29 protein-coding genes, 1 tRNA gene and 1 pseudogene are annotated in these 26,761 nt (G+C 65.1%); 15 read left to right on the forward strand and 16 right to left on the reverse strand.

Going from position 1 to position 26,761, the window contains the following annotated elements:
* Positions 1–31 precede the first annotated feature (31 nt).
* A complete protein-coding gene (locus TX80_RS00600) occupies positions 32–1,429 on the reverse strand; it encodes an outer membrane protein assembly factor BamB family protein (RefSeq protein ID WP_049920904.1) in 1,398 nt (465 codons plus the stop codon).
* Positions 1,430–1,533: 104 nt separating this feature from the next.
* Positions 1,534–3,792 (reverse strand): NADP-dependent malic enzyme, encoded by a 2,259-nt coding sequence (locus TX80_RS00605; RefSeq protein WP_049920905.1) that lies wholly within the window; start codon positions 3,790–3,792, stop codon positions 1,534–1,536.
* Between the two features lie 135 nt (positions 3,793–3,927).
* On the opposite strand from TX80_RS00605, the gene TX80_RS00610 reads away from it, so the two are divergent.
* Positions 3,928–4,410, forward strand: coding sequence for a phosphopantetheine adenylyltransferase (locus TX80_RS00610; protein WP_049920906.1), 483 nt, complete (start codon positions 3,928–3,930; stop codon positions 4,408–4,410).
* Between the two features lie 62 nt (positions 4,411–4,472).
* On the opposite strand, the gene TX80_RS00615 is transcribed toward TX80_RS00610, so the two are convergent.
* The 4 genes and pseudogenes from TX80_RS00615 to TX80_RS00625 all read right to left on the reverse strand — a co-directional run bounded on the left by TX80_RS00615 (position 4,473) and on the right by TX80_RS00625 (position 6,443).
* Entirely contained in the window at positions 4,473–5,177 is a 705-nt protein-coding gene (locus TX80_RS00615) for an SDR family oxidoreductase (protein WP_049920907.1), read from the reverse strand.
* Between the two features lie 29 nt (positions 5,178–5,206).
* Positions 5,207–5,659: pseudogene (locus TX80_RS00620) on the reverse strand (RNA-guided endonuclease InsQ/TnpB family protein); the annotation flags it as partial.
* Between the two features lie 197 nt (positions 5,660–5,856).
* On the reverse strand, positions 5,857–5,997 hold the full coding sequence (locus TX80_RS18825; RefSeq protein ID WP_230198653.1) for a hypothetical protein: 141 nt from the start codon (positions 5,995–5,997) through the stop codon (positions 5,857–5,859).
* Between the two features lie 137 nt (positions 5,998–6,134).
* Positions 6,135–6,443, reverse strand: coding sequence for a cyclin (locus tag TX80_RS00625; protein WP_049920908.1), 309 nt, complete (start codon positions 6,441–6,443; stop codon positions 6,135–6,137).
* A gap of 210 nt (positions 6,444–6,653) precedes the next feature.
* Between TX80_RS00625 and TX80_RS19220 the strand changes: the two genes are divergently transcribed.
* From TX80_RS19220 to TX80_RS00635, 3 genes are all read left to right on the forward strand, one after another.
* Complete coding sequence (locus TX80_RS19220) at positions 6,654–6,827, forward strand: hypothetical protein (protein WP_195893006.1); 174 nt, start codon at positions 6,654–6,656, stop codon at positions 6,825–6,827.
* A 46-nt stretch (positions 6,828–6,873) separates the two neighbouring features.
* A tRNA-Leu gene (locus TX80_RS00630) sits at positions 6,874–6,958 on the forward strand.
* A 330-nt stretch (positions 6,959–7,288) separates the two neighbouring features.
* Positions 7,289–7,960: a hypothetical protein gene (locus TX80_RS00635; RefSeq protein ID WP_049920909.1), complete on the forward strand. Its 672-nt coding sequence runs from the start codon at positions 7,289–7,291 to the stop codon at positions 7,958–7,960.
* A 16-nt stretch (positions 7,961–7,976) separates the two neighbouring features.
* On the opposite strand, the gene TX80_RS19615 is transcribed toward TX80_RS00635, so the two are convergent.
* The gene (locus TX80_RS19615) at positions 7,977–8,468 is read right to left on the reverse strand and encodes a hypothetical protein (RefSeq protein ID WP_230198654.1); all 492 of its coding nucleotides are present in this window, start codon (positions 8,466–8,468) and stop codon (positions 7,977–7,979) included.
* A 73-nt stretch (positions 8,469–8,541) separates the two neighbouring features.
* Positions 8,542–8,802 (reverse strand): phage repressor protein, encoded by a 261-nt coding sequence (locus TX80_RS00645; protein ID WP_049920910.1) that lies wholly within the window; start codon positions 8,800–8,802, stop codon positions 8,542–8,544.
* A gap of 244 nt (positions 8,803–9,046) precedes the next feature.
* On the opposite strand from TX80_RS00645, the gene TX80_RS00650 reads away from it, so the two are divergent.
* The 3 genes from TX80_RS00650 to TX80_RS00660 all read left to right on the forward strand — a co-directional run bounded on the left by TX80_RS00650 (position 9,047) and on the right by TX80_RS00660 (position 11,289).
* Positions 9,047–9,481 carry a hypothetical protein gene (locus TX80_RS00650; protein ID WP_049920911.1) on the forward strand — a complete coding sequence of 145 codons (435 nt, stop codon included), beginning with the start codon at positions 9,047–9,049 and terminating at the stop codon, positions 9,479–9,481.
* Between the two features lie 229 nt (positions 9,482–9,710).
* Positions 9,711–10,523 (forward strand): diadenylate cyclase DacZ, encoded by an 813-nt coding sequence (dacZ, locus tag TX80_RS00655; protein ID WP_049920912.1) that lies wholly within the window; start codon positions 9,711–9,713, stop codon positions 10,521–10,523.
* A 1-nt stretch (position 10,524) separates the two neighbouring features.
* A complete protein-coding gene (locus TX80_RS00660; RefSeq protein ID WP_049920913.1) occupies positions 10,525–11,289 on the forward strand; it encodes a mechanosensitive ion channel family protein in 765 nt (254 codons plus the stop codon).
* Between the two features lie 12 nt (positions 11,290–11,301).
* Here the strand turns inward: TX80_RS00660 and TX80_RS00665 are convergent, their stop codons facing one another.
* Positions 11,302–12,123 (reverse strand): nucleoside phosphorylase, encoded by an 822-nt coding sequence (locus TX80_RS00665; RefSeq protein WP_049920915.1) that lies wholly within the window; start codon positions 12,121–12,123, stop codon positions 11,302–11,304.
* Between the two features lie 59 nt (positions 12,124–12,182).
* Between TX80_RS00665 and TX80_RS00670 the strand changes: the two genes are divergently transcribed.
* Positions 12,183–12,641, forward strand: a complete 459-nt coding sequence (locus tag TX80_RS00670) for a DUF488 family protein, N3 subclade (RefSeq protein ID WP_081661367.1) — start codon at positions 12,183–12,185, stop codon at positions 12,639–12,641.
* 84 nt (positions 12,642–12,725) lie between these two features.
* Positions 12,726–13,787: a phosphotransferase family protein gene (locus TX80_RS00675; protein ID WP_049920917.1), complete on the forward strand. Its 1,062-nt coding sequence runs from the start codon at positions 12,726–12,728 to the stop codon at positions 13,785–13,787.
* A 10-nt stretch (positions 13,788–13,797) separates the two neighbouring features.
* Here TX80_RS00675 and cdd read toward each other — a convergent pair whose 3' ends face one another.
* The 7 genes from cdd to TX80_RS00710 form a co-directional block, all read right to left on the reverse strand.
* Entirely contained in the window at positions 13,798–14,202 is a 405-nt protein-coding gene (gene cdd / locus TX80_RS00680; protein ID WP_049920918.1) for a cytidine deaminase, read from the reverse strand.
* Between the two features lie 146 nt (positions 14,203–14,348).
* A complete protein-coding gene (locus TX80_RS00685; RefSeq protein ID WP_049922130.1) occupies positions 14,349–15,416 on the reverse strand; it encodes an ABC transporter permease in 1,068 nt (355 codons plus the stop codon).
* Entirely contained in the window at positions 15,409–16,653 is a 1,245-nt protein-coding gene (locus tag TX80_RS00690; RefSeq protein WP_049920920.1) for an ABC transporter permease, read from the reverse strand. Before TX80_RS00690 ends, TX80_RS00685 begins: the two co-directional genes overlap by 8 nt.
* Positions 16,650–18,278: an ABC transporter ATP-binding protein gene (locus tag TX80_RS00695; RefSeq protein ID WP_049920923.1), complete on the reverse strand. Its 1,629-nt coding sequence runs from the start codon at positions 18,276–18,278 to the stop codon at positions 16,650–16,652. The genes TX80_RS00690 and TX80_RS00695 overlap by 4 nt, the downstream gene beginning before the upstream one ends.
* A 4-nt stretch (positions 18,279–18,282) precedes the next feature.
* Complete coding sequence (locus TX80_RS00700; RefSeq protein ID WP_049920924.1) at positions 18,283–19,335, reverse strand: BMP family lipoprotein; 1,053 nt, start codon at positions 19,333–19,335, stop codon at positions 18,283–18,285.
* 86 nt (positions 19,336–19,421) lie between these two features.
* A complete protein-coding gene (locus tag TX80_RS00705; protein WP_049920926.1) occupies positions 19,422–20,804 on the reverse strand; it encodes a phosphomannomutase in 1,383 nt (460 codons plus the stop codon).
* A gap of 113 nt (positions 20,805–20,917) precedes the next feature.
* Positions 20,918–21,565: a MaoC family dehydratase gene (locus TX80_RS00710; protein ID WP_049920927.1), complete on the reverse strand. Its 648-nt coding sequence runs from the start codon at positions 21,563–21,565 to the stop codon at positions 20,918–20,920.
* A gap of 371 nt (positions 21,566–21,936) precedes the next feature.
* Between TX80_RS00710 and TX80_RS00715 the strand changes: the two genes are divergently transcribed.
* The 6 genes from TX80_RS00715 to TX80_RS00740 all read left to right on the forward strand — a co-directional run bounded on the left by TX80_RS00715 (position 21,937) and on the right by TX80_RS00740 (position 26,761).
* A complete protein-coding gene (locus tag TX80_RS00715) occupies positions 21,937–22,257 on the forward strand; it encodes an AbrB/MazE/SpoVT family DNA-binding domain-containing protein (RefSeq protein ID WP_049920928.1) in 321 nt (106 codons plus the stop codon).
* A complete protein-coding gene (locus TX80_RS00720) occupies positions 22,254–22,739 on the forward strand; it encodes a hypothetical protein (protein ID WP_049920929.1) in 486 nt (161 codons plus the stop codon). Before TX80_RS00715 ends, TX80_RS00720 begins: the two co-directional genes overlap by 4 nt.
* 43 nt (positions 22,740–22,782) lie before the next feature.
* Positions 22,783–23,334, forward strand: coding sequence for a poly(R)-hydroxyalkanoic acid synthase subunit PhaE (locus TX80_RS00725; RefSeq protein WP_049920930.1), 552 nt, complete (start codon positions 22,783–22,785; stop codon positions 23,332–23,334).
* Entirely contained in the window at positions 23,331–24,914 is a 1,584-nt protein-coding gene (gene phaC / locus TX80_RS00730) for a class III poly(R)-hydroxyalkanoic acid synthase subunit PhaC (protein WP_049920932.1), read from the forward strand. Before TX80_RS00725 ends, phaC begins: the two co-directional genes overlap by 4 nt.
* Before the next feature lie 131 nt (positions 24,915–25,045).
* Positions 25,046–25,789 (forward strand): beta-ketoacyl-ACP reductase, encoded by a 744-nt coding sequence (locus TX80_RS00735; protein WP_049920933.1) that lies wholly within the window; start codon positions 25,046–25,048, stop codon positions 25,787–25,789.
* 183 nt (positions 25,790–25,972) lie between these two features.
* Positions 25,973–26,761, forward strand: a complete 789-nt coding sequence (locus TX80_RS00740; RefSeq protein ID WP_394324873.1) for a proteasome subunit alpha — start codon at positions 25,973–25,975, stop codon at positions 26,759–26,761.

The following is a 26,761-nucleotide window of genomic DNA, read 5'->3' on the forward strand; positions in this document are numbered from 1 at the left end:
ATGCACGCTTTCGCCGCGGCCGCCCCGCGGCTCACTCGTCCCCGACCAGACAGTACGCGTGGCCGGGTTCCTCGAAGACAGTGGGCTTGTCGTCGTAGTAGTTCGAGAAGACGCCCCGTTCAGCGTAGTAGATCCGGCCGTCGACCGGCACCGGGGACGTGGTCACCCGACCGCGGTTTTCGACGCGCCAGCGCCGATCGCCGGTCTTCTTGTCGAGCGCGTACAGGTACGAATCGTACGACCCCGCCAGTACCGTTTCCGCGGTCACCGTCAGCGCCCCGACGACGCGACCGTTGACGTTCGCCGACCAGTACTGGTCGCCGGTTTCGGGATCGAGGGCGTAGACGTAGCCGTCGTCGCTGCCCATGTAGACGACGCCCGCGTCCGGATCGACCGCCGCGTTCGACATGATCGCCCTGTCGGTCTCGAACGACCAGACCTCGCTGCCGTCCATGATATCGACGCAGTAGAAACAGCCGTTGAACGACCCGAAATACGCGTGTCCGTCGTAGAGCGGGGCCGATCCCTTGATCTCGGAGCCGAGGTTGAACGTGCCGTCGACTTGCGATGCGCCGTTCGCTTCGAGCTGGAACTTCCAGGCGAACTCGAGCGAGGGAAACTCCCAGCAGTAGACGGCACCGTCGTTCGACCCGGCGAGGATCCGACCCCGCTGGAGGTCGATCGACGGCGACGGATGTGCCCGGCCCCAGATGCGGTCGTCCTGCCAGATCGGCTCCCCGGTTTCGGGATCGATCGCCCACAGCGCGCCCGAGAAGGGGTCTGCGAACTCGGAGATGAAATAGAGCGTGCCGTCGTAGTAGGCCGGACTCGAGCCGACGGCGAGGGCCCCGTCGAGTTCCGAAGCCTCCGTTTTCCAGCGCAGTTCGCCGTCGTCGACGTTCATGGCGTACAACGCCCCGTCGTAGCCGCCGATGTAGACGACGTCGTCGACGATGGCCGCTGACCCGTGAAAGCCCTTATCGGTCGCGTCCGTCTGTGTCTCCCATCGCTGCTCGCCGTCGGGGGTCATACCGACCACGCGGCCCGTGTCGCCGGCGAAGACGATCGTCTCGCCGTCGGGAGTCGGAACGGGGCTGGATTTCGCGGCGGTGTGGCCGGCCTCGTTGAGCGGAAACTCCCAGTCGACGGTGACCGAGTCGGGGACGACTTCGTCGGGGAAATACCCGAGCCGGCGAAGTCCGCGTCGAAACATCGAGACGTCGTCGTTGGGATGGGGGACGTACCGGGACTGGAACTCGTCGCTGATTTTCGGCCGGCTACGGTCCGTTTCATCGTCGGTTATGCCTCCCAGTCCGGCACAGCCGGCGAGTCCGATCGTCGCGGCGACGCCGCCGGCTCGGAGAAACCGGCGACGTGCCCGATCGTGTTCGGCTTCGCTGGAGGGCCCGGATGGATTCGTCGGTTGCATCGGGGGTTCTGCTGCTCTCCGACGAAGAGCAGACGCAAAAATTTCACGGTATCGAGCCCCTCTCGAAACGGCGGTGTCGACCGCTCACCGCTGCTCGGCGTTCCCTAGTCGCTCTGTTGCGCGTCGACGACCGCGACGCCCGCCAGATTCACGATGTCTTTGACCTCGTCGCCCCGCTGGAGGACGTGGACCGGCTTGTCCATCCCGACCAGCATCGGGCCGATGGCGTCGGCCCCGCCGAGGCGCTGGAGGAGTTTGTAGCCGATGTTGCCCGACTCGAGGTTCGGGAAGACGAGCACGTTCGCGGGGTCATCGAGTTCCGAGAAGCCGTATGTCCCTTCGAGGATGTCCTCGACGACGGCGGTGTCGGCCTGCATCTCGCCGTCGACCGGGAAGTCGGCTTCGGGGTCGTCCTGCAGCATCTGGGCCGCACGGCGGGGCTTTCGGGTCCCCTCGTTGTCGACGCTGCCGAAGTTCGAGTACGATAGCAACGCCGCACGCGGTTCGATGTTGAACCGGCGGGCGAGTTTGCCCGTCTGCCGGGTGACTTCCGCGAGGACCTCCTCGTCGGGGTCCTGGTTGACCGTCGCGTCGGCCACGAAGATCACCCGGTTTTTGAACGTGAGCATGTAGACGCCCGCCGCGTAATCGACGTCCGGGGCGGTTCCGATCACTTGCAGCGGCGGCCGCAGCGCCGACGGGTAGTGGTGCGAGAGGCCGGTGAGTAAGGCGTCGGCGTCGCCCCGTTCGACCATCACGCTGCCGAAGTAGTTCGAGTCGCGTTCGATGAGTTCGCCGGCCTCGGTCCGCGTGATTCCCTTTCGGGCACGAAGCTCGTGCAGGCGGTCGGCGTAGCCCTCGTAGTCGCCGGCCGCCGGATCGGCGACGGTCGGATCGAAGTCCAGTCCGAGGTTTGCGGCCGTCCGCCGGATCTCGGACTCGTCGCCGATGAGGATCGGCAGGGCGATCCCCTGTTCCTGGATCTGGTAGGCCGCCCGGATCATCTTCTCGTTTTCGCCCTCCGCGAGCGCGACCGTCTTGGGGTCGCTTTTCGCCTTGTTCAGGACGACCCGCATCATCTCGCGGGACTTGCCCAGCCGGGCCTCGAGTTCCTCCTCGTACTCGTCGAGATCGAGTTCGGTCCGGGCAGCGCCGGACTCCATCGCGGCCTCGGCGATCGACGGCGCGACGCGGAAGAGCACGCGCGGATCGACCGGTTTCGGGATGATGTACTCGGGCCCGTACTGGATCGGTTCGTCGCCGTAGGCCTTGACGACCGCGTCGGGGACGTCCTGGCGTGCGAGTTCGGCCAGCGCCTCGGCGCAGGCGACTTTCATCTCCTCGTTGATCTCCGTTGCGCGCACGTCAAGCGCGCCGCGGAAGATGAAGGGGAACCCGAGGACGTTGTTGACCTGATTGGGGTAGTCCGACCGGCCGGTCGCCATGATGACCGTGTCGTCGCGGGCCGACTTGGCCTCCTCGTACCCGATCTCCGGATCGGGATTGGCCATCGCGAAGACGATCGGGTCGTCGGCCATCGACTGAATCATCCCCTGAGAGACGATGCCGCCGACCGAGAGGCCGACGAAGACGTCCGCGCCTGCCATCGCGTCCGCGAGGTCTCCCTCGGGCACGTCGCGGGCGAACTCCCGTTTGTACTCGTTGATCTCGTCTCGCCGCGCCCGTTCCTCGGTGATGATCCCCGAGGAGTCACACATGGTGATGTTCTCCCGCTTACAGCCCAGCGAGACGTAAAAGCGGGCCGTCGCGATCGCGCTCGCACCGGCCCCCGAGAAGACGATCTCGAGGTCCTCGAGGTCCTTGTCGGCGATATCGGCGGCGTTCAGTAACGCCGCGCCGCTGATGATCGCGGTCCCGTGCTGGTCGTCGTGGAAGACGGGAATGTCGATCTCTTCGCGGAGTCGTTCCTCGATGGTGAAACACTCGGGGGCCTTGATGTCCTCCAGGTTGATGCCGCCGAACGTCGGCTCCATCATTTTGACGGCCTCGACGAACTTGTCGGGGTCTGCCTCGTCGAGTTCGATGTCGAACACGTCGATGTCCGCGAAGCGTTTGAACAGGACGCCTTTCCCCTCCATGACGGGTTTCGACGCCTGTGCACCGATGTCGCCGAGGCCCAGTACGGCCGATCCGTTCGAGACGACGCCGACGAGGTTCCCCTTTGCCGTGTACGTGTAGGCGTCGGTCTCGTCGTCGTCGATCTCCAGACACGGGGCGGCCACGCCGGGCGAGTACGCGAGCGAGAGGTCCCGTTGCGTATTCGTGGGTTTCGTCGTCGAAATCTCGATCTTTCCGGGCGGATCCGTCCGGTGGTACTCGAGTGCGTCCTCGTCTAATCCCATATCATGGACACTGTGGGCGACTACTAAAAACAATGCGAAGGTGCATATCGACAGTTGTCGAACACACGGCACCCGCGGGCTGTATTGATACCCGGTTTCGACCGTTTTATACCGTCCGCGACAGTGAGGTGGGGTATGGACGTCGCGCTTGGTGGGACGTTCGACCCCGTTCACGATGGCCATCGAAAACTGTTCGAACGGGCGTTCGAACTCGGAGACGTGACCGTCGGATTGACGAGCGACGAACTCGCACCGAAGACTCGACACGTCGAGCGGCCGGTCAGGCCCTACGAAACCCGAAAGGAATCCCTCGAGCGGGAGCTCGAATCCATCGCCGAGGACCACGATCGGGAGTTCGAGATCCGGCCCCTCGAGAAGCCCACGGGGATCGCGACCGAACCCCAGTTCGAGTATCTCGTCGTCTCGCCGGAAACCCGCGACGGCGGCGAGCGGATCAACGAGATCCGGCGCGAACGGGGCCACGACCCGCTCGAGGTCGTCGTCGTCCCGCACGTACTCGCCGACGACGGCGAGATCATCTCGAGTACGCGGATCGTCAACGGCGAGATCGACGAACACGGGACCGTCCTCGAAGAGACTGACGACGGCGACGAGTGACGGCATTCGATCCGGAGCTGCGGGGTTCGGCGAGAGTACCGCCGTTCACGACACGGAGGACGTCACACGGACGCTGTAAGCCCTCCATCGACGCGGATGTTCTGGCCGGTGATGTAGCTCGCGGCAGGTGAAAGCAGGTACGCGACTGCGTCCGCGATCTCTGCCGTTTCTGCCGGTCGTCCCATCGGGATTCGGTCCCTCGTTTCCTCATCGACCTCGTAGCTATCGACGAATCCGGGCTGTACCGTGTTCATCCGGATCCCGTGCGCCGCGTACTGGTCGGCGTAGAGTTTGGTGAAACTCCCGAGTCCGGCCCGAAGCACCGACGACACGGGAAACTCACTCGACGGTTCGAACGCCGAGAACGTCGAGATGTTCACGATCGACCCGTGGCCTTGTTCTTCCATGATGGGTGTAACGAGCCGGGCCATCCGGACGGTATTCAACAGCACGAGGTCGAGCCCCTCGTGCCACTCCTCGTCGGAGATCTCGAGGAGATCGCCGGACGGCGGGTGACCCGTGTTGTTCACCACCGCGTCGATACGTTCGTAGCGTTCGTTCGTCGTCTCGACGAGGGCTGCCAAGTCGTCGGGATCGGTCACCGAACCTTCGAACCCATCTCCGCCGAGGTCGGTCGCAACCTCGACGGCGCTCCCCGACCGTGATAACAGAACCGGCGTGTATCCGTCCTCGTTTAATCGCCGGGCACAGGCTTCTCCAATGCCGCTTCCCGCCGCTGTCACTACCGCGACGTTCTGCTCAGCCATACGACCACGACCATGGCCGCCTTCTTGAGCTACCCCCGGCTGAAGCCGTGGGATTCAGCGTGGACTTCCGTTCTGGCCGATTCCTCGGCAGGAGAGTAGCCTCCATTCACGTTCACCATCCCGCTGTTCAAGCGCACGCCCAAGGGTGCGCCTCCGTCACCCCCGGTTTGGTTACGACGGAGAAACCGCAAGCCAATGTTCTTTGCGGCGTTGTAATCAGCGTGATTCTTGTACCCGCACTTCAAGCACTCGAAGTCTTCGCCCTCGCGGTTGTTCGGGTGCGTGAACCCACAGTGCGAACACCGCTGTGACGTGTTCTCCGGGTCCACCTGTTCGACTGTGATACCGTGTTCTCTGGCTTTATACTCGACGTACTCGTACAGACGGTCGAACGCCCACTTGTGGCCCCACGATGCGCCAGTCCGCTCACGAATGCCGGTCAAGTTCTCGAACGCAATCACCGAACACTCGTTCTCACGTGGATTGCTACCCTGCTGACGGCTTCATCCCACGGCTAAAGCCGTGGGTTTTCGCCTCCTAACTTCTAAAACCACTCAGCGCGCATTTCTTTCTTCGTCAGCGAAAATCGCGGCAAGCACGGAGACCGTCTCCTGCGCAGTAGCGGTATCGTGGTCGGATTCATCGAATCGTCACGGAGCAAACGTGAAAACGAGACCGCTTACTCGAATTCAATGTGGTTGTTCTGGGGGTCGACGGTAGCCATTGCGCCGATGGGGACGGGGACGATCGGATTCGTGTGACCGAAATCGACACTGCAAACGATCGGCGCAGTCGAATTGTACTGCGTACTGATATCCACGATCGTCTCGTGTATTCGTTCCGCTCGAGTTGACTGTCACTAAAGACCGGAATCGTATTTCCAACTGCTGCTAGTCACCCTTTCCGTCCGCGTATCGTACACTTTCGAACTGGAATCCGGCGTAACGGTTCGATTCGTTACCATCGCGGCGGCTCGAGCCCCGCGGTCTCGAGCAACTCCTTCCAGCGGGTCTGGATCGAGAGGCGGGAGACGTCCGCGGCGTCGGCGACCGCACCCTGGGTGCGGCCGTCGCCGGCGACCAGCGAGCCGGCGTAGACGCTGGCGGCGAGGACGGCCCGCTTGGACCGGTCATCGTCGGGAACGTCCGCGAGGAAGAGATCGACCGCACACGACCGCGCCTCGGTCGACAGGTCGAGTCGGTCGGCGACCTGCTCGAGTTCCTCGAGCCACGGTTCGTATTCGACGCGGTCTCTGGCGCTGTGCATACGGCGGGATACCGTTTCATCCGAGATAAATCCAGGGTCCGGCGCGTCCAATACCCTGCTACTCGATCCAACGTGCAGCTACGAACGATTCGTCGAATCGGCCGTTTCACCTCGGTATCACTAGGAGACGACTACTAAAGCACGGAAGCCGCCAACACCGACCGGACGCGTAGTGCCCAGTCTCGGGACGGGCGTGCGTCCGGCCAGTCCATGACGGAACCAACATGCAAGCTCGTCTGTACCGGCTGCGGGCTCGAGATGCCCTACCGAGATCGGTCGTTAGCCGAGCAGGCGGCGGAACTCCATCAGCTCCGAGACCCCGAGCACGTGACGTTTATCGTTCCGCCGGACTGGTCCCCGGAAGAGCCGGTCAAACATCAGTAGCCCGGATCGACAGGTTCTTACTCGATTCGTGACAACCCGCATGTGAGCGCGGGTAGCCAAGCTAGGCCAACGGCGCAGCGCTTAGGACGCTGTCCCGTAGGGGTCCGCCGGTTCGAATCCGGTCCCGCGCATGAGCGAACGAAGTGAGCGAAGAGCAGGACCGAGTCGAGCCCTGGAAACCGAACGAAGTGAGGTTTCCTCCGGTTCGAATCCGGTCCCACGCACTGACGGTGCCTCGAGCACGCTTGCGTGGCCCTGTCGACGACGCGGGTTCAGCGTCGAGGTCGACACGTCGAAAGGGCTGTGCGGTCGGGAACGCACCGCAGCAGGGACTCGAGACAGTTCGGAGACCCCTGTGTACTGGTCGTCCGGTCGCTCGAGGGTCGCCGAACGTGTCGTGGCTTCGCTGTCCCCGGTACACAAAACGGTTATCTGTATACACTTTGTCCATTTCAGTACTGATGCTCGGTCGGATCGCGTCCTGCTACGAGAACACCGCCCTCCGGACGGCCGTCGGCGCGGTCGTCGTCCTGGCCGCCCTCGTGTGGGTCACCGAGATGACGCTGCGAACCGCAGTCCCGCTTGTGGTGCTCCTCGCCGCGATGACGGTCCTCGATGTCGTGGACGCGGAGTACGATCTCCCCGACGGGACGAACGGACTCGGCTACGGGACGGCCGTCTTCGTTGCGGGTGCATACGTGGCAGTCATCGATCCCTCCCCACGGGTCGGCGGACTCCTGGCGCTTGCGGGTCTCTGGTTCGCCTTCGACGGCGCGACGACTGTTCGGTACGCACCGTCCCGGACGAAACACGAGTACGTGTCCGATCTCGACGACGACGGTAGCGGCGAGGTGCTGCTTCGAATGCAGACGTTGAACGTGGTGTATCAGGGCCTGCGGGACGCCGCAGAGCCGAAAACCGCCACGGCGCTCGCCGCCGATCTCGACCTCACCGACTCACGCGTCGAAAGCGCCCTCGGATATCTGGAGACCAGGGGCCGTGTCGAGCGGATCGAAGGGCGCTACCGGGCGACGCCGCCCCGGTGGGGTCGCCTGACGCCGGTCGTTCGGTTCCTCGTCTGGCTTCCCCGCCGCCTTCTTCGGCCGTTCCATCGGCTGGCTGTCAGGGAGTGACCGAAATCGGGGGACGTTAGAACGCCGAGTCGCTCGAGCAGTCGTAGCTGAAGGCTTTCCACGCGAGGACGTCCCCGTCGGCAGTCTCGACCGCGACCCGGAAGCGGCCGGCGACGGGCATGGTGCCGATCGTCTGTTCCTTGCGGACGACCTCGCCGTCACCCATGAGATCCGTCGGTTGGGTGTCGCCGACGTTGAGGGGGATCGCGTATTCGGGTTTCGACGCGTTCGTCTCGGGTTCGGAGACCGTGATCCACTTCGCGTCGGTGTCCTCGAGTTCGGATTTCACGAGGCTCACCCGAAGCGTCGCCTGCTCGCCGCGTCTCGACACCATCTTGGCACCCCGCAACGGGGGATTCCGCTCGCTCTCCTGATCGAACCCCGTACAGCTCGGGTCGTTCTCGTCCGCCGCCGTTCCGGTATCCCAGCCGAAACAGCCGCTCAGTCCGACGGCCGAAGCGATCGAAAGGGAGTGCAGAACCGCTCGGCGAGGGATCGTGTCGTCCATCAGTAACGTAGCACGCGGTGGGAAGCCTGTTGTATCTGTTGTAATCGCCGGCCCGATGGAGCCGGTCAGCCGCTCACTCCTCCTCCGCGGTCAGCGAACCCGCGTCCAGCTCCCCCTCGAGATACGATCGGCCGGCGTCGGTGATGACGTAGAAGCCGCGAGAGGGGCGATCGACCAGTCCGTAGGAGGCGAGTTTGCGGCAGCGAACGCCGATGTAGTCGTTACTTCGATCGAGCGCGTCCGCGATCACTTTCGGAGTACCAGCGTTCTCGGATGCGAGATACTCCAATATCTCATCGTCTGCCCGCGTCATCCACTCGGCACGCTTTCGCATCTATTCATCTATGTCGAACAGTGTTCTATGAATGTACGCAATAGCAGTTCTACCTGCTGTTTTAGACGTTTCTTGTAACTATAATAAAGGTCGATAGCTCGCTTAAGCATAGTTTTTTATTTCTGCAGTGTAAATTAAGGTCTGGCGGGATGAGAGATTGGCTGTGAGAAGACAGTCAGGAAAACGCGCAGGCGGTGAAAGGGCACCGACCTGCGCTAGCTCCCGCTTCAGGCCTACAGAAGCCATGCTAGACGACGATTTGCGGGGCCTTGAAAGTCCCGACCGACAGGGCGCATCGACCGAGCCGGCCGCTCGGGAGCGGTCCGAAAAGACCCTTCCGACCCGCGATCGGCTCGAGACGATCGACGAGACGGCACAGGCGTTGCTCGTGGACGTGCGGCGGGCAAGCGGTGCCGGCATGCTCGAGGACAGGCGGCGTCGGACTGCGGTGCGGCACCTGCGCGAGATCCGCGCGGAAGCGGCGTGTGTCCGGCGGGAACTGTTAGGCGAGGGGTCGACGCCGAGCGACGAGCGCGATCGCGACGCCGACGAGTGTGCCGAACGCGCGGACGGCCGGACCGACGACACGTCGATACCGATGCTCGTCCGCCGGGGCGGCGGGACGACGACCGTCCTCGGCCCGGACCCAGGGGTCTTCGAACGCGAGTACGAGGACTGAAACCGAAGGGGGTGACAGCTACCGCACCGCGGTGTCGCCCTCGCGCTCGACTGTCGACGGCCCGCGCCATCCCCTCGAATGCGGGCGGACGGCCGCCGCTCGAGGGCGAAACCCATCGTTCGGTCGCGCACGAACCACTAATTAAACACGATCGATCGTAGAGAGAAGCGACAGACGAGCGTCAGACGGCCCATAACGCTTATTCGCGCGGAAGCAGCTTATACGAGCAATGGTCGGGTTAGACGACGTGTTCGGTGATCTCTTCTCGAACGTCGACGCCGTCATGCTCTTTTCCCCCAGCGGGTCGTACTACGAGCAGGTTCGGGAGGTCGACGGCCCCGACGTGATCGTGGTCGGAACGGAAAACGAGGTGAGCGCGGAGACGTTCGTCGAACTCCCCCTCGAGTTCGCCGACGTCGCCGAGCGGATCCGTTTCGGGATCGAGGGCGCGCTAGAGCAGGACGTGATCGAGGACGGCGACGACCTCGCGTGTGCGACGAGCATCTTCGACGACGAGATCGATACCGTCTCCCGCGTTCGCGCGAACATGGACGCCCACACCGGGATTTACGACCTGTTCGCGAAATCGCGGGCGGAGCCGGAAGTCATCAAGGCCGTCCTCGAACTCGCGATCGAACTGGGCAAGAAAGGACAGAAGGGCAAGCCGGTCGGCGCGCTGTTCGTCGTCGGCGACGCGGGCAAGGTGATGAACAAGTCCCGGCCGCTCTCGTACAACCCCTTCGAGAAGTCCCACGTCCACGTCGGCGATCCGATCGTGAACGTCATGCTCAAGGAGTTCTCGCGCCTCGACGGCGCGTTTATCATCTCGGATGCGGGCAAGATCGTCTCGGCCTACCGGTACCTCGAGCCGTCCGCCGAGGGCGTCGACATCCCGAAGGGGCTAGGGGCGCGCCACATGGCCGGCGGCGCGATCACGCGGGATACCAACTCGATTTCGATCGTGCTTTCGGAAAGCGATGGGCTCGTCCGGGCGTTCAAAGCCGGCGAGCTCATCCTGGAGGTCGATCCGGAGGCGTACTGATATGGACTGGCAGACGCTCATCGACGAGCCGGCGGTTATCGCGGCCGCGGTGCTTGCACTCGGGATCGTCGTGGGGTATCTGGTCGGCCGGCTCAACAGGGAGTTGCTCGCGGCGTCGGGCGTCCCCGAGGCCGTCGAGGGAACGCCGTTCGAGCGGACTGCCCAGTCGATCGGTACGTCGACGGTCGATATCGTCGCCCGGTTGAGTTCGTGGTTTATCTACGGGATCGCCGTCCTGACCGCCATCCACATCGCGCAGTTGCTCGACACCGACGCCTTCTGGCTCCGGGTCACGGAGTTCATCCCGCAGGTCTTCATCGCGGTGCTCGTGCTCGTCGTCGGGTTCGTCATCGCGGACAAATCCGAACTTCAGGTCAGCGAGGCCCTGCGCGGGGTCAAACTCCCCGAAGTCTCGGTGCTCCCCAAACTCGTCAAGTACTCGGTACTGTTCGTGGCCGTCCTCGTCGCGCTCGGCCAGATCGGCGTCTACGTCAACCCGCTGTTGATCTTGCTTGCGGTCTACGCGCTCGGCATCGTCGTCGTCGGCACCGTCGCCTTCAAGGACTTCCTCGTCTCGAGCGCGGCGGGGATCTACCTGTTGCTCAACCAACCATACGGGATCGGCGACCGCGTCCGGATCGGCGACCAGTCGGGGATCGTTCAGGAGGTCGATCTGTTCGTGACGAAACTCGAGGACGACGACGCCGAGTACGTCATCCCGAACCGGCGGGTGTTCGAGGAGGACATCGTCCGGCTCCGGGAGTGACGCGCTCCCGGGTCACTCGAGCGAGAGGCCCGCGTGCCACCGCTTCGCGCCGGCCTCGCGTTTGACCGCGTCCATCTTCGCCAGCAGATGCGTCGCCAGCGTCGCGGTTTCGGCCGCGCGCGACTCGCCTTCCGTCCTGAACTCGCCGGTCTCGCGGTTGGCGTAGACGGTACAGACCGCGCCGGCACGGAGCCCGTAGAGGTTCGCGATCGTGAGGATGGCGCTGGCCTCCATCTCGATGTTCTTGACGTTCGCGTCCCGGAGCTGGTCGACGAGATCGTCGGCACCGGCGGCCTCGAAGCCCTCGTAGCCGGGGCGACCCTGTCCCGCGTAGAAGGAGTCGGCGCTCATCGTGACGCCGGTGTGGTAGTCGTATCCCAGCCGCTCGGCGGCGGCGACGAGCGCGCTGACGACCTCGTGATCCGCGGCGGCGGGGTAGTCCTCCCGGACGTACTCGTCGCTGGTGCCTTCCTGCCGGACCGCGCCGGTCGTGATCACGAGGTCGCCGACGTCCATCTCGGGCTGGAGCGCGCCACAGGAGCCGACCCGGATGAACGTCTCGCAGCCGACGCGGGCCAGTTCCTCGACGGCGATGGCCGCCGACGGACTCCCGATCCCCGTCGAGGTCACCGAGATCGGCGTCCCCTCGGCGGATCCAGTCGCGGTCCGATACTCGCGGTGATGGGCGGTGATCTCGTGGTCGTCCCAGCAGTCGACGATCTTCTCGAGGCGTTCGGGGTTGCCCGGCAGGAGGACGGTGTCGGCGACGTCATCGCCGTCGACTTCGAGGTGGTACTGTACGTCCGCGTTCGGGTCTTCGCTGTGCCCGGTCATCGATTAGCGGGGGTTCGAACCGACGCCGTATATAAATGCGGGGCGGCCGTAGCCGTGGTATGGAACGCGAGACCGAGGGGACGCTCGCGGATACCTACGTCGCCGCCCTCCAGCACGACCTCGCGGACGTTCCCGACGCCGCCACGCTTGTGGGCGTCGTCCGAAAGCCGGCCCCGTGGTTTCACGCGGCCGTCGACGAGAACCGACCCGAACTCGGGCCGCCGGCCGACCTCCTCGAGTCGATGCGCGACCGCGAGGAGGACATGAAGCTGCAGGGACTCTGCGAGGAGGGGGCACACAACGCCGCGTGGGAACAGGTCGGGTTCGGCGCGGCCTACCGCGAGCACCTCGAGACCGCGCCGGAGGCCCGGGCGGCGCTCGAGGAACTGACGGCGCGTCTCGAGTCGGGGGAGTCGATCGCGCTCGTGTGCTTCGAGAACACGGCGCAGAAACGGTGTCACCGGACGATCCTTCGGGAGCGGCTCGCGGATCGACTCGCAGCCGATCGGACGGGATAGCCGGAACCCGTGGGGACCGGTGTCGCGTGTGAAACCCGGACATCCCACCACAAGGATTCTATCGGACGAACTGGAACGTCGAGTATGGACGACGTTCCCGAATCACGGGAGCTATCGGACGCGACGGTCGCGGCGATGGTCCGGGAAGTCGACCCGGACCGGGGCGTCGAGACGGTGACGCGGGTCGACCGGGGCTTCTGTTCGGTGTATCGGATCGGCATCGCCGACGCCGATTCGACGCTGCAGCTGTACCTCAAAGCTTCACCCGACGGACAGCCCTGGGCGATTCCGACCGAAGCGCGGATTCAGGCCACTCTCGAGGCCCACACGTCGGTTCCAGTGCCCGAGGTTCTCGGCGTCGTCGACGACCACGACACCCTCCCGACGCCGTATTACCTCATGCGCGGACTGCCCGGCGACGAACTCGCCTACGAACGCATCGGCCGGGTTGACGACGAGACGCTGGACCGACTCGCTCGAGAGACCGGGCGGTATCTGGCCGCGTTGCATTCGGTTCCGGCCGTCGATCGGTTCGGACACGTCCGCCACGACGGCCCGGACCTGACGGGCGGACGACCCGTCGGCGATCCCTCGACGCTGACCGTCGGGGATCCCCACGAAACTTGGCCGTCCTTCCTGCGCGAGTACGTCGACCGGGAACTCGAGCGCCACGCGGACTCGCGGTTTTCCGATCTCACGCCGGCCCTCCGCCGGTGGTTCGAGGCGGGTCTCGACGATCTGGACGGCCCGTTCGAGCCCGTTCTGGGACGCAACGATCACGGACTCCACAACCTGCTGGTCGATCCCGAAACGGGCGAGGTCACGGCGATGCTCGACTGGGGCTATACGCTCGCCGTGCCGGCGGCGTTCGATTTCGAGTTCGCCGTCTACCTCTACAGCGGGGCCTTTCTGGCGGGCCGTCCCGACGTCTCGGATCGACGCCCGCTCGTCCGCGAGGCGATGCTGGCGGGCTATCGGGCGATCGCGCCGGAGCTTGCCGCGAGGGTTTCGACTCCCGAGCCGTGCTACGAGGCGGCAGCGATGGTCCGGATCATGAACGACTTCGATTCCCTGACGTTGCCCGACGGCTCCGAATCGGCAGTGATGGAGCGCATTCGGACGGACGTCCGGACACTTCTCGAGTGAGAGCGATCCGTTAGGCTTCCTCGAGGGTCTCCTCGGTGATCGTGTCCGGCAGCAGTTCGCCGAGGGTGTACTCGGTCGGCTTTTCCTCCTCGCCCTCGTCACAGAGGACCACCAGATCGTCGCCACAGAACTCCGCGAGCGTTTGCCGGCACATACCACAGGGGGTGACGCCGTCCCGTCGATCGGAACTGACCGCGATGCGGGTAAACTCGCGGTGTCCCTCTTTGACCGCCTCGGCGACGGCGACTTCCTCGGCGTGGAGGCTGTTGCTGAAGTTCGCGTTCTCGAGGTTGCAGCCGACGAAGACCTCGCCGTCGGCGGTCTCGAGGGCGGCTCCGACGCGGTACTCGGAGTAGGGGACGTGTGCCTGCGACTGGATCTCCCGGGCGGCTTCGACGAGTGGGTCGGTCGTCATACCCAGCCCTTTCGTGAGGACGCATGAAAGCACTGTCTTCCCAGAGGCCGCCGGCCCGTCGGCGCGAGTAATCGGTTCGTACGACTGGGCCGGCGACGGTAGGCCGTTCGTAACGGTTGGCCGTCCGTCGAATCGCGAGCGGGCGGTCAGTCCTCGCCGGAGTCGTAGTTCTCGCCGGCCGCGTCGGGCAGTCGCGTGCGGCCGACGAGCACGAGGACGACGATGACCGTCATGTGCGGGATCGTTCGGATGAGTTCCGTCGGGATCTCGTAGCCCGCAAGCTGCAGCGAGTTCTGGATCGAGTTCAGCCCCGCAAAGAGGAACGATCCGAGCAACGCGCCGACGGGGTGGTAGTTCGCGAGCAGGTAGGTTGCGATCGCAATGAAGCCGCGGCCGTTGATCGCGGTGTCGCCGCCGCCGGCGAACGTGCCGAGGGTACCGAGGGCGAACCCTGCGCCGCCGAGGCCCGCGAAGACGCCCGAGAGCACCACGGCCGCGTATCTGATCTTGCGAACGTCGACCCCGGCGGTGTCGAGCGCCTTGGGGTTTTCGCCGCTGGCGACGACCCAGCGGCCGAACGCCGTCCGGGAGAGCAGATACCAGCCCGCGAAGACGCCACCGAGCATCACGTACACCTGCGGTTCGGTATCGAACAGCAGGTAGCCGAGGATCGGTATCTCGGACAGCCCCGGGACCGTTACGGTGGAAAACCGGTCGACCTTCGGGATGTTCGGGCTTCCGAAGACGATCTGGGAGACAAACGGCGCGAGGCCGAGCGAGATGAGCCAGACCGCGAGGCCGGCGATGATCTGATCGGCCTTGAACTCGATACAGACGACCGCAAAGAGCAACGCGAACACGACGCTGACGAGGACGCCGGCAAGCAGTCCCCACCACCGGTTCGACAGGCCGAGGGTCGTCCCGCCGTTGCCGAGCCAGTGGACGGCGAGGATCGAACTGAACGCCGAGACGATGAGCAGCCCCTCGATCCCGATGTTGATGACGCCGCTTTTCTCGGCGAAGATGCCGCCGACCGCCGCCAGAGCGATCGGAACGGCGAATCGAAGCGTCGCCGTATGGGTGCTCGGGCTGGCCACGATCGAAAGCAAGACGCCGGGCCACGAGTCGGGGGCGAGAAGGCCAACGATGGCCCAGACGACGGTGAGTCCGCCGAGAGTCGCCACGGCGTCCCGTCGCGAAAACCGGTCACGCATCGGTCTCACCTCCGTCGCCGCCGTCGGCACGAGTCGGACGGGTCGTCTCGACGTCGACGTACCGCCGCCCGAGCATCCGGAAGAACTCCGGCATCGCGACGAACAGGATGATAAGCCCGGTGAGGATATCGATGAGTTCCCGCGGAACGCTGGTCGACGTGCCGACGGCAGTCGCGCCGCTCTGGAGGACGCCGAACAGGAACGCCGCCGCGCCGACGCCCAGCGGGTTGTTCCCGGCCAGCACCGAGACGGCGATCCCGTCGAATCCGATCGAGGGGACGTTCTCGAGCCAACTGCCGTGAACCATGAGCACCCAGAACGCGCCGGCGATTCCGCCGAGTGCCCCCGAAAGGCTCATGCTGGCGACGGTCATCCGCTTGCCGTCGACGCCGCCGTAGGCGGCCGCGGCCGGCTGGATGCCGCTGGTCCGCAGCTCGTAGCCGAACGAGGTGCGAGCGAACAGCCACGCGATCCCCAGCATGAGTACGACGGCAAACCCGAACGCGAGCAGCGAGAAGTCCGTACCGCGGAAGCCGTGCGGAACGTTCGGGATCTCGGCGTACTCGGGGACCGACGTCGTCCGCGGGTTGCTACTGTTTGGGTCCTGAAACCGCCACGAGAGCAGCGTCGACGTGAGGCCGACCGCGATGAAGTTGAGCATGATCGTCGTGATGACCTCGTTTGCGTCGGCGTAGGCCTTCAGGACGCCCGGTATCGCGCCGTAGAGTCCGCCGACGACCGCGCCGGCGAGGACGCCGATCGGGATGAGCACGACCGCCCCGAGAAAGCCCCCGGGAACGACTGCCATCCCGTCGACGGCGACGACGGTAACGGCCGTCGCGAGGCCGCCCACGACGAGTTGCCCCTGCGTCCCGATGTTGAGCAGGCCGGCCCGGAACGCGACCGCGACCGACAGTCCCGCGAAGATCAACAGCGTCGTCTGCTGGAGCGTCGTCGCGATGCGGTAGCTCGTCGGACTCCAGCCGCCCTCGAGCGGATGGCCGAGAGGCCCGAGGAACAGTTCGTAGTAGACCTGCATCGGGTTGTAACAGAACGTCATGCCGGCCAGATCGAGGCCGGATCGACAGGAGGCGAACCCGCCGGAGACGAACACGAGCACGGCACCGACGAGGACGGACGCGAAAAGCGCCGCGACGCTGATGACGACCCGTTCGAGCACCGATGCCCGAACGAGATGCTCGAGGAGCCGCTCCACTCGAGCTTTCGCCCCGCTCATTGTGTATCACCTCCGTTGGCGGCGGTCGGCCGTTGACCGGCCATCAGCAATCCGAGTTCCTCCTCGGTAACGGCTTCGGGATCGGTGACGTCGATGAACTCGCCCTCGTAGATGACCGCAAGCCGGTCCGACAGCGACCGGACTTCGTCGAGTTTCGAGGAGACGAGCAGGATTGCGACCCCGTCGCGGCGAAGTTCGAGCAGGCGGTCGTGGATGAACTCCGTCGAACCGATGTCGACGCCGCGGGTCGGGTGGGTTGCGACGACCAGCGAGGGATCGCGCTCGAACTCGCGGCCGACGATGAACTTCTGTTGGTTGCCGCCGGAGAACGAGCGGGCGTCGGCGTCGGCGTCCGGCGGACGCACGTCGTAGGTATCGATGATCTCCTCGGCGTGGTCGCGAGCCTCGGTCCAGTCGATCCGACCGCCGGCGGCAAACTCCGGCGACCGCTGGCTCCCGAGGACGCCGTTTTCGACGAGGTCGAAGGGCATGACGAGCCCGCGCTCGTGGCGATCCTCCGGGACGTAGGCCATCCCGGCCTCGATGCGCCGGCGGCGGGACCAGTCGGTGATGTCGGTCCCGTCGTACGTAATCGTCCCCTCGTCGGGCGTCCGCAGCCCCGTGACCGCCTCGATCAGTTCCGACTGGCCGTTTCCGTCGACGCCCGCGATGCCGACGATCTCGCCGGCCCGAACGTCGAGATCGATCCCGGAGACGACCTCGACCCCGCGGGCGTCCTCGACGGCGACGTCCCGCGTCGAGAGAACGACCTCGCCGGTCTCGACCGGGTCGGACTCGGCCTCCAGTAGTACCTCCCGGCCGACCATGCGTTCGGCCAGGTCCGACCGGTTCGTAGCGGTCGGATCGACCGTTCCGACCGACTCACCGTCCCGGAGGACGGTGATCGCATCGGCCGCGTGGGTCGCCTCCTCGAGCTTGTGGGTGATGAAGATGATCGTCTTCCCCTGTGCGGTGAGTTCCTCGAGGACGTCGTAGAGTCCCTCGACTTCCTGTGGCGTGAGCACGGCTGTCGGCTCATCGAGGATGAGGACGTCAGCGCCGCGAAACAGCGCTTTGAGGATCTCGACGCGCTGTTGGACGCCGACGCTGAGGTCCTCGACGGTCGCCTCCGTGTCGACGTCGAAGCCGTACCGGTCACAGAGGTCGCGGACCTCGCGGTCGATTCGCTCGCGATCGACCGCCATCCCGAACCACTTCGTCGGTTCGTTGCCAAGCGCGATGTTCTCCGCGACCGTCATCGGATCGACCAGCATGAAGTGCTGGTGGATCATCCCGATCCCGGCGTCGATGGCGTCGCGGGGCGAGTCGAACGATCGCTCCTCGCCGTCGACGATGACCCGACCCTCCTCGGGCTCGTAGAGGCCGTAGAGGACGTTCATCAGGGTCGTTTTGCCGGCACCGTTTTCCCCGAGCAGGGCGTGGACGGTCCCACGCTCGACCCGGAGATCGACGTCGTCGTTCGCGACGACGCCGGGGAATCGCTTGGTGATGCCGTCGAGGTGGACGGCCAGTTCCGCGTTCGTGTTCTTCGGGCCGGCGGTACGTACCCCCGATCCCTCGGTCGGTCCCGTTCCGTCGGTCGTACCCGCTCCCGGCTCGGTCATGCGGTTACAGTTCCGTTGGGACGTCGATTTCGCCGTCGATGATCGCTTGTCTGGACGCCTCGAGTTCGGCCTTGATCTCGTCGGGGATCTCGTCACCGACCGTGTCTCCGTAGACGGCTTCGACGCCGTTTTCCGCGAGACCCAGGGTCTCCGTTTCGCCGCCCTCGAACTCGTCGTTCGCGACGGATTCGATGGCGGAATACACCGCGTTGTCGACGTATTTGACCATGCTCGCGAGGATGACGTCCGCGTAGTCGTCGTTGGAGATCGACTGGTCGTCGTCGACGCCGATCGCGAACCGGTCTTCGTCCCTGGCCGCCTGGAAGACGCCGATCCCGGTCCGGCCGGCCGCGTGGAAGACGATGTCGGCGTTCTGGTCCTGGTACATCCGTCGAGCGGCCTGCTGTCCGGCAGACGTATCGGTAAACGAGTCGACGTACGACGAGACGACCTCGGCGTCGTCGTTTGCGTGTTCGACGCCCGCCTCGAAGCCGGCGTGGAACGACTGGATCAGCGGCGACTCCGTCCCGCCGATGAAGCCGACGACGTCCGCGTCCGGGTTCGTTTCGTTACCCTTGGCCGCGAACTCCCGATCGGTTATCAGGCCGGCAAGGTGGCCGACCTGAAACGACCCCTCGGGTTCGCCGAACTCGTAACTCCGGACGTTGTCCGCGTCGACGCTTTCATCGACGATGATGAAGTTCTGGTCCGGATACTCCGGCGCGTTCTCCGAGAGCGCGTCCTGCTGTGCGTAGCCGATACAACAGATCAGGTCGTAGTCGCCGGATTCCGCGAAGTTCCGCTGTGCACTGGAGAACTCGCTATCGGACTCCGGTTGGGTCTCTTCGAACGCGAGGTCGAACTCGGACGCCGCCGCTTCGAGTCCCTGCTTTGCCATATCGTTGAACGAGTCGTCTCCGAGACCGCCGGTCGCGTAGACCACGCCGATATTCAATTCGGCGTCGACATCGGCACCGAACCCGTCGACGCAACCGGCAAGGCTCGCGAGTCCGACCGCCCCTGCAGCTTCGAGAAACCGTCGTCGGTCGTGTCCCATGGAGCGGACTAGCGAAAACCTTCGGTTTATACTCGTCGGAATCGACGGCGCTGACCGATCACTCCACTAAACTGTTCCGTTTCGGATCAGGGATTCGAACGGTCGACCGCGCGCTCGACGAGCGATCGCGTGTGCTCGACGAGGTCGTCGACGTCGTCGCTTTCGGCGTAGATCCGGACGTAGGGCTCGGTTCCGCTGGGCCGGACGAGAACCCAGGACGCGTCGTTGAACTCGAGGCGGACGCCGTAGTCGGTGTCGACCGTCGCGTCCGGGAAGGCATCGGGGAGGTCGGTCTCGAGGGCGGTCATGACCTCGTCTTTGGCCGGATCGGGACAGTCGACGCTCAGTTTCCGGTAGGGCCGTTCAGTCACGGGTGCCCGGAGAGCATCGGTGCTGCCGGCGTCGGCGACGAGCGCGGCGACGGCGGCGGCGCTTGCGATCCCGTCGATCCAGCCGCCGAAGGCGGTGTGGATGTGTTTCCACGGTTCGGCGGCGAAGACGACCTCGGTCGAGTCGTCCCCCTCGCGGCGCTCGCGGGCGATCCCCTCGTGGAGGGACCCGAGTCGGACGCGCTCGACGCGGCCGCCGGCGGCACGGACCCGTTCGTCGATGCGGGCGGAGGCGTTTGGCGTCGTGACGACGACGGGGTCGCCGGCGTCGCTCGCCGCCGCGTAGTGGGCTGCGACGACGGCCAGTACGGTGTCCTCGTGGATCACCTCGCCGTCGGGACCGAGGACGACGAGCCGGTCGGCGTCGCCGTCGTGGGCCAACCCGAGGTCGAACGACGCGTCGGCGAGAAACGCGGCGAACTCCGACAGCGTCTCCGGCGTCGGCTTGCTCTCGCGGGCTGGGAAGTGCCCGTCGACGGTCGCGTTGACCGCGACGACCTCGGCCCCGAGGGCCTCGAGCACCTGCGGCGTCGCGAGCGCGCCGACGCCGGTGCCACAGTCGACGGCGACGGAGAGCCCGGCGAGTGGATCGCGGTCGTCTTCGCTGTCGCCGAACTCCCGCCGGACGTACGCCGCGACGGCGTCGCGGTAGCGATCGAGTATCCGGAGCCGGTCGGAGCGACCCCACTCGTCCCACCGAGCCCGATCGGACGCGTCGCTCGCAAGGCGGTCTTCGATGGCCCGTTCGGCGTCACGGTCGTACTCGACGCCGTCGGTAAAGAGCTTGATACCGTTGTCCTCCGGCGGATTGTGCGAGGCCGTGATCATGACGCCCTGGCGTCCACGCGAGGCGAACGCGAGCGCCGGGGTCGGCACCTGCCCGAGGCGATAGACGTCGGCACCGGCGCTCTCGAGGCCGGCTTCCATCGCCGCCGCGAGCGCGGGTCCCGTCTCGCGGCCGTCGCGGCCGACGACGAACGTTGCTCCGGGCTCGCCCGCTGCTTGCCCGACCGAGAGGGCGAGCGACGGCGTGACCTCCTCGACTGGACCACGGATTCCTGCGGTCCCGAACGATGTCATGTAGGGCCGTTCCGGGGGGAAGTACTTATAAAAACCGCAAGGGAGATATCGCTTCGAAAGCGGGAGAAACGCAACGAACGCGGGACCGACGGGGTGACCGCGGTCTCGTCCGGCTATCGGCTCCGATACTCGTCGGGTAGCTCGTCGATCAGGACGACCGCCTCGCCGTCGATGGCCGTCGCGTCGTCGCTCTCGTTGCGGATGACCGTCTCGAGTCGGTACTGGTCGTTGCCGAGGGACTCGACGACTTCGACGCGCGCGGAGACGCGGTCGCCGACGCCGACCGGGCCGGTAAACTCGAGGTCCTGCGAGAGGTAGATCGTGAGTCCGGGCAGTCTGGCGAGGGCGGCGCTGATGAGCCCCGAGACGAGCGTTCCGTGGACGATGCGTTCGCCGAACCGGGTGTCGGCGGCGAACCCGTCGTCGAGGTGGAGGCGGTTCGTGTCGCCGCTGATCTCGGCGAAGGCGCGAACGTCCTCGTCGCTGATCGTCTTTTCGAACGTGACCGTGTCACCGACTTCGATGTCGGACGGGTCGTCGACGGTCCGATCGAACCCCCAGTCGAGGTTGGAGTGATCGACGGACGGAATCGACGCGGGCACGGTATCGCCGTTCGAACTGTTCTCGGCGGCAGCGGGGAACATCGCGGAGACAGCAGCACGGTTGGCGGCGGTAGCAGTCTGGAGGAAGCTCTGGGTCATCGCCGTCCACGCGTTCGTCATGGCAGCGAGATTAGGTCGCCCAGTATTCTGCTGTGACATCTATGGGCGGTTTAGTGTGGGGGGTATATGACTTCTTTGGCTGTGCAAACGGGATATTACCGGCTAAATTCGACCGTAATTCCCCATTGGAGGGGCGACAGGGGCGCTCGAGCGGACGACTTCGATAGGACGGTCGTCGTCACAACCCGGACAGGGCGGTCCCGAGAGCCAGCCGAGTAATCTGCCGCTGTACTGGTAGTTCGACGGTCTCATCGCCTGTGGACGTTCCCGAAAGCACGCTGGCCGGCGCTCGACTGGGCGTCGTCTCGCTTTCTACGCCATCCACAACCCGTGCCTACTCGAACCATCTCATGCCATTAGATGGTATTCAGTGGAAAACCTTATTAGCGACGGGACCGTTGTCACGGGTGATGACGGACGACTCCGACCGGTCGCTCTGGTTTCCACCTGCGATGTTCACCGAGCAGTTGCAGGAGGCAGGCGAGCAGGTAGCCGAATCTCAGCAGGAGATGCTGAAACAGTGGTTCCAGGCGAGCACGATGAATCCGCTCGAGGAGACGTCGGCGTTCGGCCCGATGAACATGGGTACGGCGACGTTCAAGGCCCGCGTTCAGAGCGGCGGTCGGATCAGCATTCCCGGCCCGGAACGGGACGCCCTCGACATCGAAGAGGGTGATATCGTCCAGACGATCGTCGTCCCCGTCAAACGCAACCGAGAGGACAACTCATGAATCAGAACCCGTTTACCGCCGTCTTCGACGCACAGCGCACCGCTCTCGAACAATCCCAGACCCTCACCCACGACGCGCTCGAAGCACAGAAGTCGTCGATCGGTGCCATGGCAGACGCCGTCGAGAGTTCGAGCGTCCTCGTCGAGTCCAACGCCGAACTCACCAAGGGCGCGGTCCACGCGTACTTCGACGCCCTCGAGTCGGCGATGCCCGAGCAGGCCGCCGAGTTCGACGACTTCCGCGCGTTCGTCGACGAGAGCGTCGACTCCGCGACCGAAGCGCAGGCGCAGTCGATCGAAGCCGTCCACGAGGCGCTCGCGGAATCCGAAGCCGCCTACGACGAGTTCGCCGCAAGCTACGCCGAGGTCGTCGACACCTCCTTCGACGCGTTCCTCGAGGCCCACGAGCAGGTCGAGGAAAACGTCGCGGCGGTCGCCGAAAACGTCGAGGAGGCGGCCGACGAAATGGACGTCCCGGCGTAGATCCGGCCGCATCTTTTTCCCACTTCGAGCCCAATTTAGTACAATGTCTGACTCACAGCAGCCACAGGCACAACAGTGGAACGAGTTCGTCGAACAGTGGAACGAACAGTTCCTCGAGGCCCTCGAGGAAAACATGGAGGCACAGGCGGAGTTCGTCGAAAGCTGGTCGGAAACCGTCGGCGAGGTCAGCGAGGAACACGAGATCTCCGACGGCGTCGAGGGCTACGCTCGGGCCTACGAGACGTGGATGAACGCCTCACAGCAGATGGTCGAGCGGATGAACGACGCCCTCGAAGGCGAGGACGTCGACGTCGAGGAGTTCCGGGATATCTGGCTCAACACGGCCAACGAGGCGTTCAAGGAGGTCATGTCGACGACCGCGTTCGCCCGGATGACCGGCGAAACCGTCGGTGACATCCTCGAACTCCAGCAGCAGGCCGAAGAATCGTCCCAGGAGACGCTGCGGACGCTCGGGTTCGCCACCGAGGCGGACATCGTCGAGGTCGGCGACCGACTCGTCGAACTCGAGCGCCGGCAACACGCCGTCGAACGAAAACTCGACCGCGTCCTCGAGCACCTCGAAGACGAACCATGAACTACCCGTACGCCACCGCACTGGACATCCAGCGACAGGCCTGGGAGGAGGCCGCCGAACTGGCCGAGAAATCCAGGGTCGCTCCCGGCCGCACCGAAACCGTACAGAACATCGAAGTCGGACAGACGCCGAGCGAGATCGTCTACGAGGAAAACAAACTCGAACTCCTCCACTACGAGTCCCAGACCGAGGAACAACACGACGTGCCGATCCTCATCGTCTACGCGCTGATCAACAAGCCCTACATTCTCGACTTACAGCCCGACCGGTCGGTCGTCCGGACGCTGCTCGAGGCGGGCTTTGACGTCTATCTGATCGACTGGGGCGAACCCTCGAAGCTGGATCGATCGCTCGGTCTCGACGACTACGTCAACCGGTACATCGACAACTGCGTCGATGTCGTCCGCGAACGTTCCGGGCAGGACGAGATCAACGTTCTCGGCTACTGTATGGGCGGAACGAAGTCGGCCATGTACGCCGCGCTCTATCCGGAGAAGGTCAGGAACCTCGGACTGATGGCTGCCGGCCTCTGTTTCGCCGGCGAGGGCGGCGTGCTCGAACTCTGGGGGGCCGAGGACTACTACGATCCGGAAGCGGTCACCGAGACCTTCGACAACGTCCCGGCGGAGTTTCTGGATATCGGCTTCGCGTTGATGGATCCCGTCGCCAACAACGTGACGAAGTACGTCCGCTTCTACGACAACGTCGAGGACGAGGACTTCGTCGAGAACTTCGCCCGGATGGAACGCTGGCTCGACGAGGGCATCGACGTCGCCGGCAAGGCCTACGAGGAGTTCATCCGGGACATCTACCAGGAGAACAAGCTCTACAACAACGAACTCGAGCTAGGCGGTGAGCGCGTCGATCTCTCGAACATCGATATGCCCGTCCTCCAGATCGTCGCGGAGTACGACCACCTCATCCCGCCGGGGGCGTCCAAGCCGTTCAACGACGTGATCGCGTCGGATGACACCGAGGTCATGGAGTTCCCGACGGGACACATCGGCATGTCGGTCTCCTCGCGGAGCCACGACGAACTCTGGCCCGACGTCTGTGAGTGGTTCGAAGAGCGATCGATCGTCGAGGAGGCGGCCGAAGCGGCCGAGCCGGAAACGCCCGAACCCAAAGAAGCCGACGCCGCGCTCGCCGAAGACGTCGCCGGCGACGAAACCGGCCCCGATGATCTCGCCGACGGCGGGGCGGCCGCCGAGACCGGAACCGACGCCGGCAACGACCTCGACGCCGAAACGAGCGACCTCCACGGCGAAGATCGGTCCGACGAAGAGATCGTCGAGCGCGGCGAGGACAACGTCCGGGAGGAACCCGCGGAGCCGGGCGAGATGACCGTCGACGAGGAGGTCGTCGAGGAAGTCACCGACGAGGACGTCACGGCCGACTCCGAGGCCGACGACTTCACCGAACTGAACGGCGTCGGTCGAGCCTACGCTGACGACCTCGCCGAAGCCGGTATCGAGACGTTCGACCAGCTTGCAACGGCCGACGCCGCGGAACTGGCGGCCGAGACGGGCATCGCACCGAGCCGAATCGAAGATTGGATCGAACAGGCTCGAGAACGCTGATAAACGGTTCGCGGCGAGCATTCCCCTTTTCCGGTCTCTCGGATCGGTACCCGAACGAATCGGTCGCCGGAACAGTTAGTTCTGATTACCAACAGGTCGTTATTTACCGCGGGAGGTTGAATGTGTGAACTATGTCCATGGATGGACGCACATGCGTCATCACCGGCTCGGCACGGGGAATCGGTCGCGGCATCGCCGAATACCTCGGGCAAGAGGGCGCGCACGTCGTAGTCAACTACCGGTCGTCGGAAGGGCCGGCACACGAGGCGGTCGAGGCGATCGAAGACGCGGGCGGGCAGGCCGTGACGGCTCAGGCCGACGTCACCGACCGCGAGGACGTCGAACACATGCGAGAGGTCTGCCACGAGGCGTTCGGGCCGGCCGACGTGCTGGTAAACAACGCCGGCATCACCGCCGACCAGCAGTTCACCGAGATGACCCGCGAAGACTGGGATCGGGTCATGGACGTCAATCTCGGCGGCATGTTCAACTGTACGCAGGAGTTCTACGACGACATCTGGAACGCCGAGGAAGGACGGCTCATCAACATCTCGAGCGTCGTCGGCAAACAGGGCAACTTCGGGCAGGCCAACTACGCCGCCGCGAAAAGCGGCATGTTCGGCTTTACCCGCACCATCGCGCTCGAACTCGCACAGGGCGGTTCGACGGCCAACTGTGTTGCACCCGGTTTTACACGGACGGACATGCTCGAGAGCGTCCCGGAAACGGTGCTCGATCGGATCGTCTCGGGCATCCCGCTCGAGCGACTGGCCGAAGTCGAGGACATCGCGGCGGTGGTGCGGTTCCTCGCCAGCCCCGAATCGTCGTACGTGACCGGCGAAGTGATCGACGTCAACGGCGGGATGGACCTTTAGAGTTCCCGTTCGAACGTCCAGCCCGACGACATCCGACGCCCGAAGTCCGACGTTCCGTCGCCGATTTCGCGCCTCCGCTTTCGATGGCGTCCGTCCCCATCGCTCGCCGAGACGGGTTCGTACGCCCCCGCGGCTAAATTATATTTTAGCTAACATACTTTCCCTCGCGGCCCTTCCTCTCGGATGATGACAGGAACGGATCGTACTATCGGCGCTGGGCCGTCTACCGTGCCCTCCAGCGAGAGCGGCGGGGCGTTCCACGAACACGGCGGGCAAACCGTCCCGGCGGAGCGATCGACCGGTATCACGACCGGGACAACGACAGTCGGCCTCGTCGGCCGGGACGGCGTCGCCCTCGCGGCCGACAGGCGCGCCAGCCTCGGCGGCCGGTTCGTGACGAACCGATCGGCGCGGAAGATCGAACCGGTAGCTGACCGGATCGCCGTCGCGTTTTCGGGCAGCGTCGGCGACGCCCAGTCGTTCGTCCGTCAGTTGCGAGCGGACCTTCGGGCGTACGAACTGCGCCACGACGGTCCCGTGTCGGTGCGAACCGCAGCAACCGTCGCCGGGGCCCTCGTTCGTCGCGGCCCGTTTCAGGCCCTCGACCTCGTACTCGGGGGCGTCGACGACACGCCGGCCGTTTACCAGGTCGGCGGCGGTGGCGGTGTCATGGAGACCCGATACGCCGCCAGCGGCAGCGGCATGCAACTCGCCTACGGCACGCTCGAGGACACCTACGAGCCCGATCTCTCGGTGACGGCGCTGCGGTCCGTCGCCGCGACCGCCGTTCGAAACGCGACCGAGCGAGACACTGCCAGCGGCGACGGGATGACCGTCGGCACGATCACCGGGGACGGGCTCGAGATCGAGGCGTTCGACGGGATCGCGACCGCACTCGAGGCGACGAGCGATACCGACGGAAAGACGGATCCCCGGTCGGTCGCCGGCGAAACCGGCGAGGAGGAACGCTGA

Origin of the sequence: Halopiger djelfimassiliensis (assembly GCF_000455365.1) — an archaeon.
GTDB classification, from domain to species: domain Archaea; phylum Halobacteriota; class Halobacteria; order Halobacteriales; family Natrialbaceae; genus Halopiger_B; species Halopiger_B djelfimassiliensis.

Coding starts and splice junctions, on each gene's coding strand:
- TX80_RS00600 (WP_049920904.1), bottom strand. CDS start 1,429: ATGCAACCGACGAATCCATCCGGGCCCTCCAGCGAAGCCGAACACGAT.
- TX80_RS00605 (WP_049920905.1), bottom strand. CDS start 3,792: ATGGGATTAGACGAGGACGCACTCGAGTACCACCGGACGGATCCGCCC.
- TX80_RS00610 (WP_049920906.1), top strand. CDS start 3,928: ATGGACGTCGCGCTTGGTGGGACGTTCGACCCCGTTCACGATGGCCAT.
- TX80_RS00615 (WP_049920907.1), bottom strand. CDS start 5,177: ATGGCTGAGCAGAACGTCGCGGTAGTGACAGCGGCGGGAAGCGGCATT.
- TX80_RS00625 (WP_049920908.1), bottom strand. CDS start 6,443: ATGCACAGCGCCAGAGACCGCGTCGAATACGAACCGTGGCTCGAGGAA.
- TX80_RS19220 (WP_195893006.1), top strand. CDS start 6,654: ATGACGGAACCAACATGCAAGCTCGTCTGTACCGGCTGCGGGCTCGAG.
- TX80_RS00635 (WP_049920909.1), top strand. CDS start 7,289: ATGCTCGGTCGGATCGCGTCCTGCTACGAGAACACCGCCCTCCGGACG.
- TX80_RS19615 (WP_230198654.1), bottom strand. CDS start 8,468: ATGGACGACACGATCCCTCGCCGAGCGGTTCTGCACTCCCTTTCGATC.
- TX80_RS00645 (WP_049920910.1), bottom strand. CDS start 8,802: ATGCGAAAGCGTGCCGAGTGGATGACGCGGGCAGACGATGAGATATTG.
- TX80_RS00650 (WP_049920911.1), top strand. CDS start 9,047: ATGCTAGACGACGATTTGCGGGGCCTTGAAAGTCCCGACCGACAGGGC.
- dacZ (WP_049920912.1), top strand. CDS start 9,711: ATGGTCGGGTTAGACGACGTGTTCGGTGATCTCTTCTCGAACGTCGAC.
- TX80_RS00660 (WP_049920913.1), top strand. CDS start 10,525: ATGGACTGGCAGACGCTCATCGACGAGCCGGCGGTTATCGCGGCCGCG.
- TX80_RS00665 (WP_049920915.1), bottom strand. CDS start 12,123: ATGACCGGGCACAGCGAAGACCCGAACGCGGACGTACAGTACCACCTC.
- TX80_RS00670 (WP_081661367.1), top strand. CDS start 12,183: ATGGAACGCGAGACCGAGGGGACGCTCGCGGATACCTACGTCGCCGCC.
- TX80_RS00675 (WP_049920917.1), top strand. CDS start 12,726: ATGGACGACGTTCCCGAATCACGGGAGCTATCGGACGCGACGGTCGCG.
- cdd (WP_049920918.1), bottom strand. CDS start 14,202: ATGACGACCGACCCACTCGTCGAAGCCGCCCGGGAGATCCAGTCGCAG.
- TX80_RS00685 (WP_049922130.1), bottom strand. CDS start 15,416: ATGCGTGACCGGTTTTCGCGACGGGACGCCGTGGCGACTCTCGGCGGA.
- TX80_RS00690 (WP_049920920.1), bottom strand. CDS start 16,653: ATGAGCGGGGCGAAAGCTCGAGTGGAGCGGCTCCTCGAGCATCTCGTT.
- TX80_RS00695 (WP_049920923.1), bottom strand. CDS start 18,278: ATGACCGAGCCGGGAGCGGGTACGACCGACGGAACGGGACCGACCGAG.
- TX80_RS00700 (WP_049920924.1), bottom strand. CDS start 19,335: ATGGGACACGACCGACGACGGTTTCTCGAAGCTGCAGGGGCGGTCGGA.
- TX80_RS00705 (WP_049920926.1), bottom strand. CDS start 20,804: ATGACATCGTTCGGGACCGCAGGAATCCGTGGTCCAGTCGAGGAGGTC.
- TX80_RS00710 (WP_049920927.1), bottom strand. CDS start 21,565: ATGTCACAGCAGAATACTGGGCGACCTAATCTCGCTGCCATGACGAAC.
- TX80_RS00715 (WP_049920928.1), top strand. CDS start 21,937: ATGACGGACGACTCCGACCGGTCGCTCTGGTTTCCACCTGCGATGTTC.
- TX80_RS00720 (WP_049920929.1), top strand. CDS start 22,254: ATGAATCAGAACCCGTTTACCGCCGTCTTCGACGCACAGCGCACCGCT.
- TX80_RS00725 (WP_049920930.1), top strand. CDS start 22,783: ATGTCTGACTCACAGCAGCCACAGGCACAACAGTGGAACGAGTTCGTC.
- phaC (WP_049920932.1), top strand. CDS start 23,331: ATGAACTACCCGTACGCCACCGCACTGGACATCCAGCGACAGGCCTGG.
- TX80_RS00735 (WP_049920933.1), top strand. CDS start 25,046: ATGTCCATGGATGGACGCACATGCGTCATCACCGGCTCGGCACGGGGA.
- TX80_RS00740 (WP_394324873.1), top strand. CDS start 25,973: ATGATGACAGGAACGGATCGTACTATCGGCGCTGGGCCGTCTACCGTG.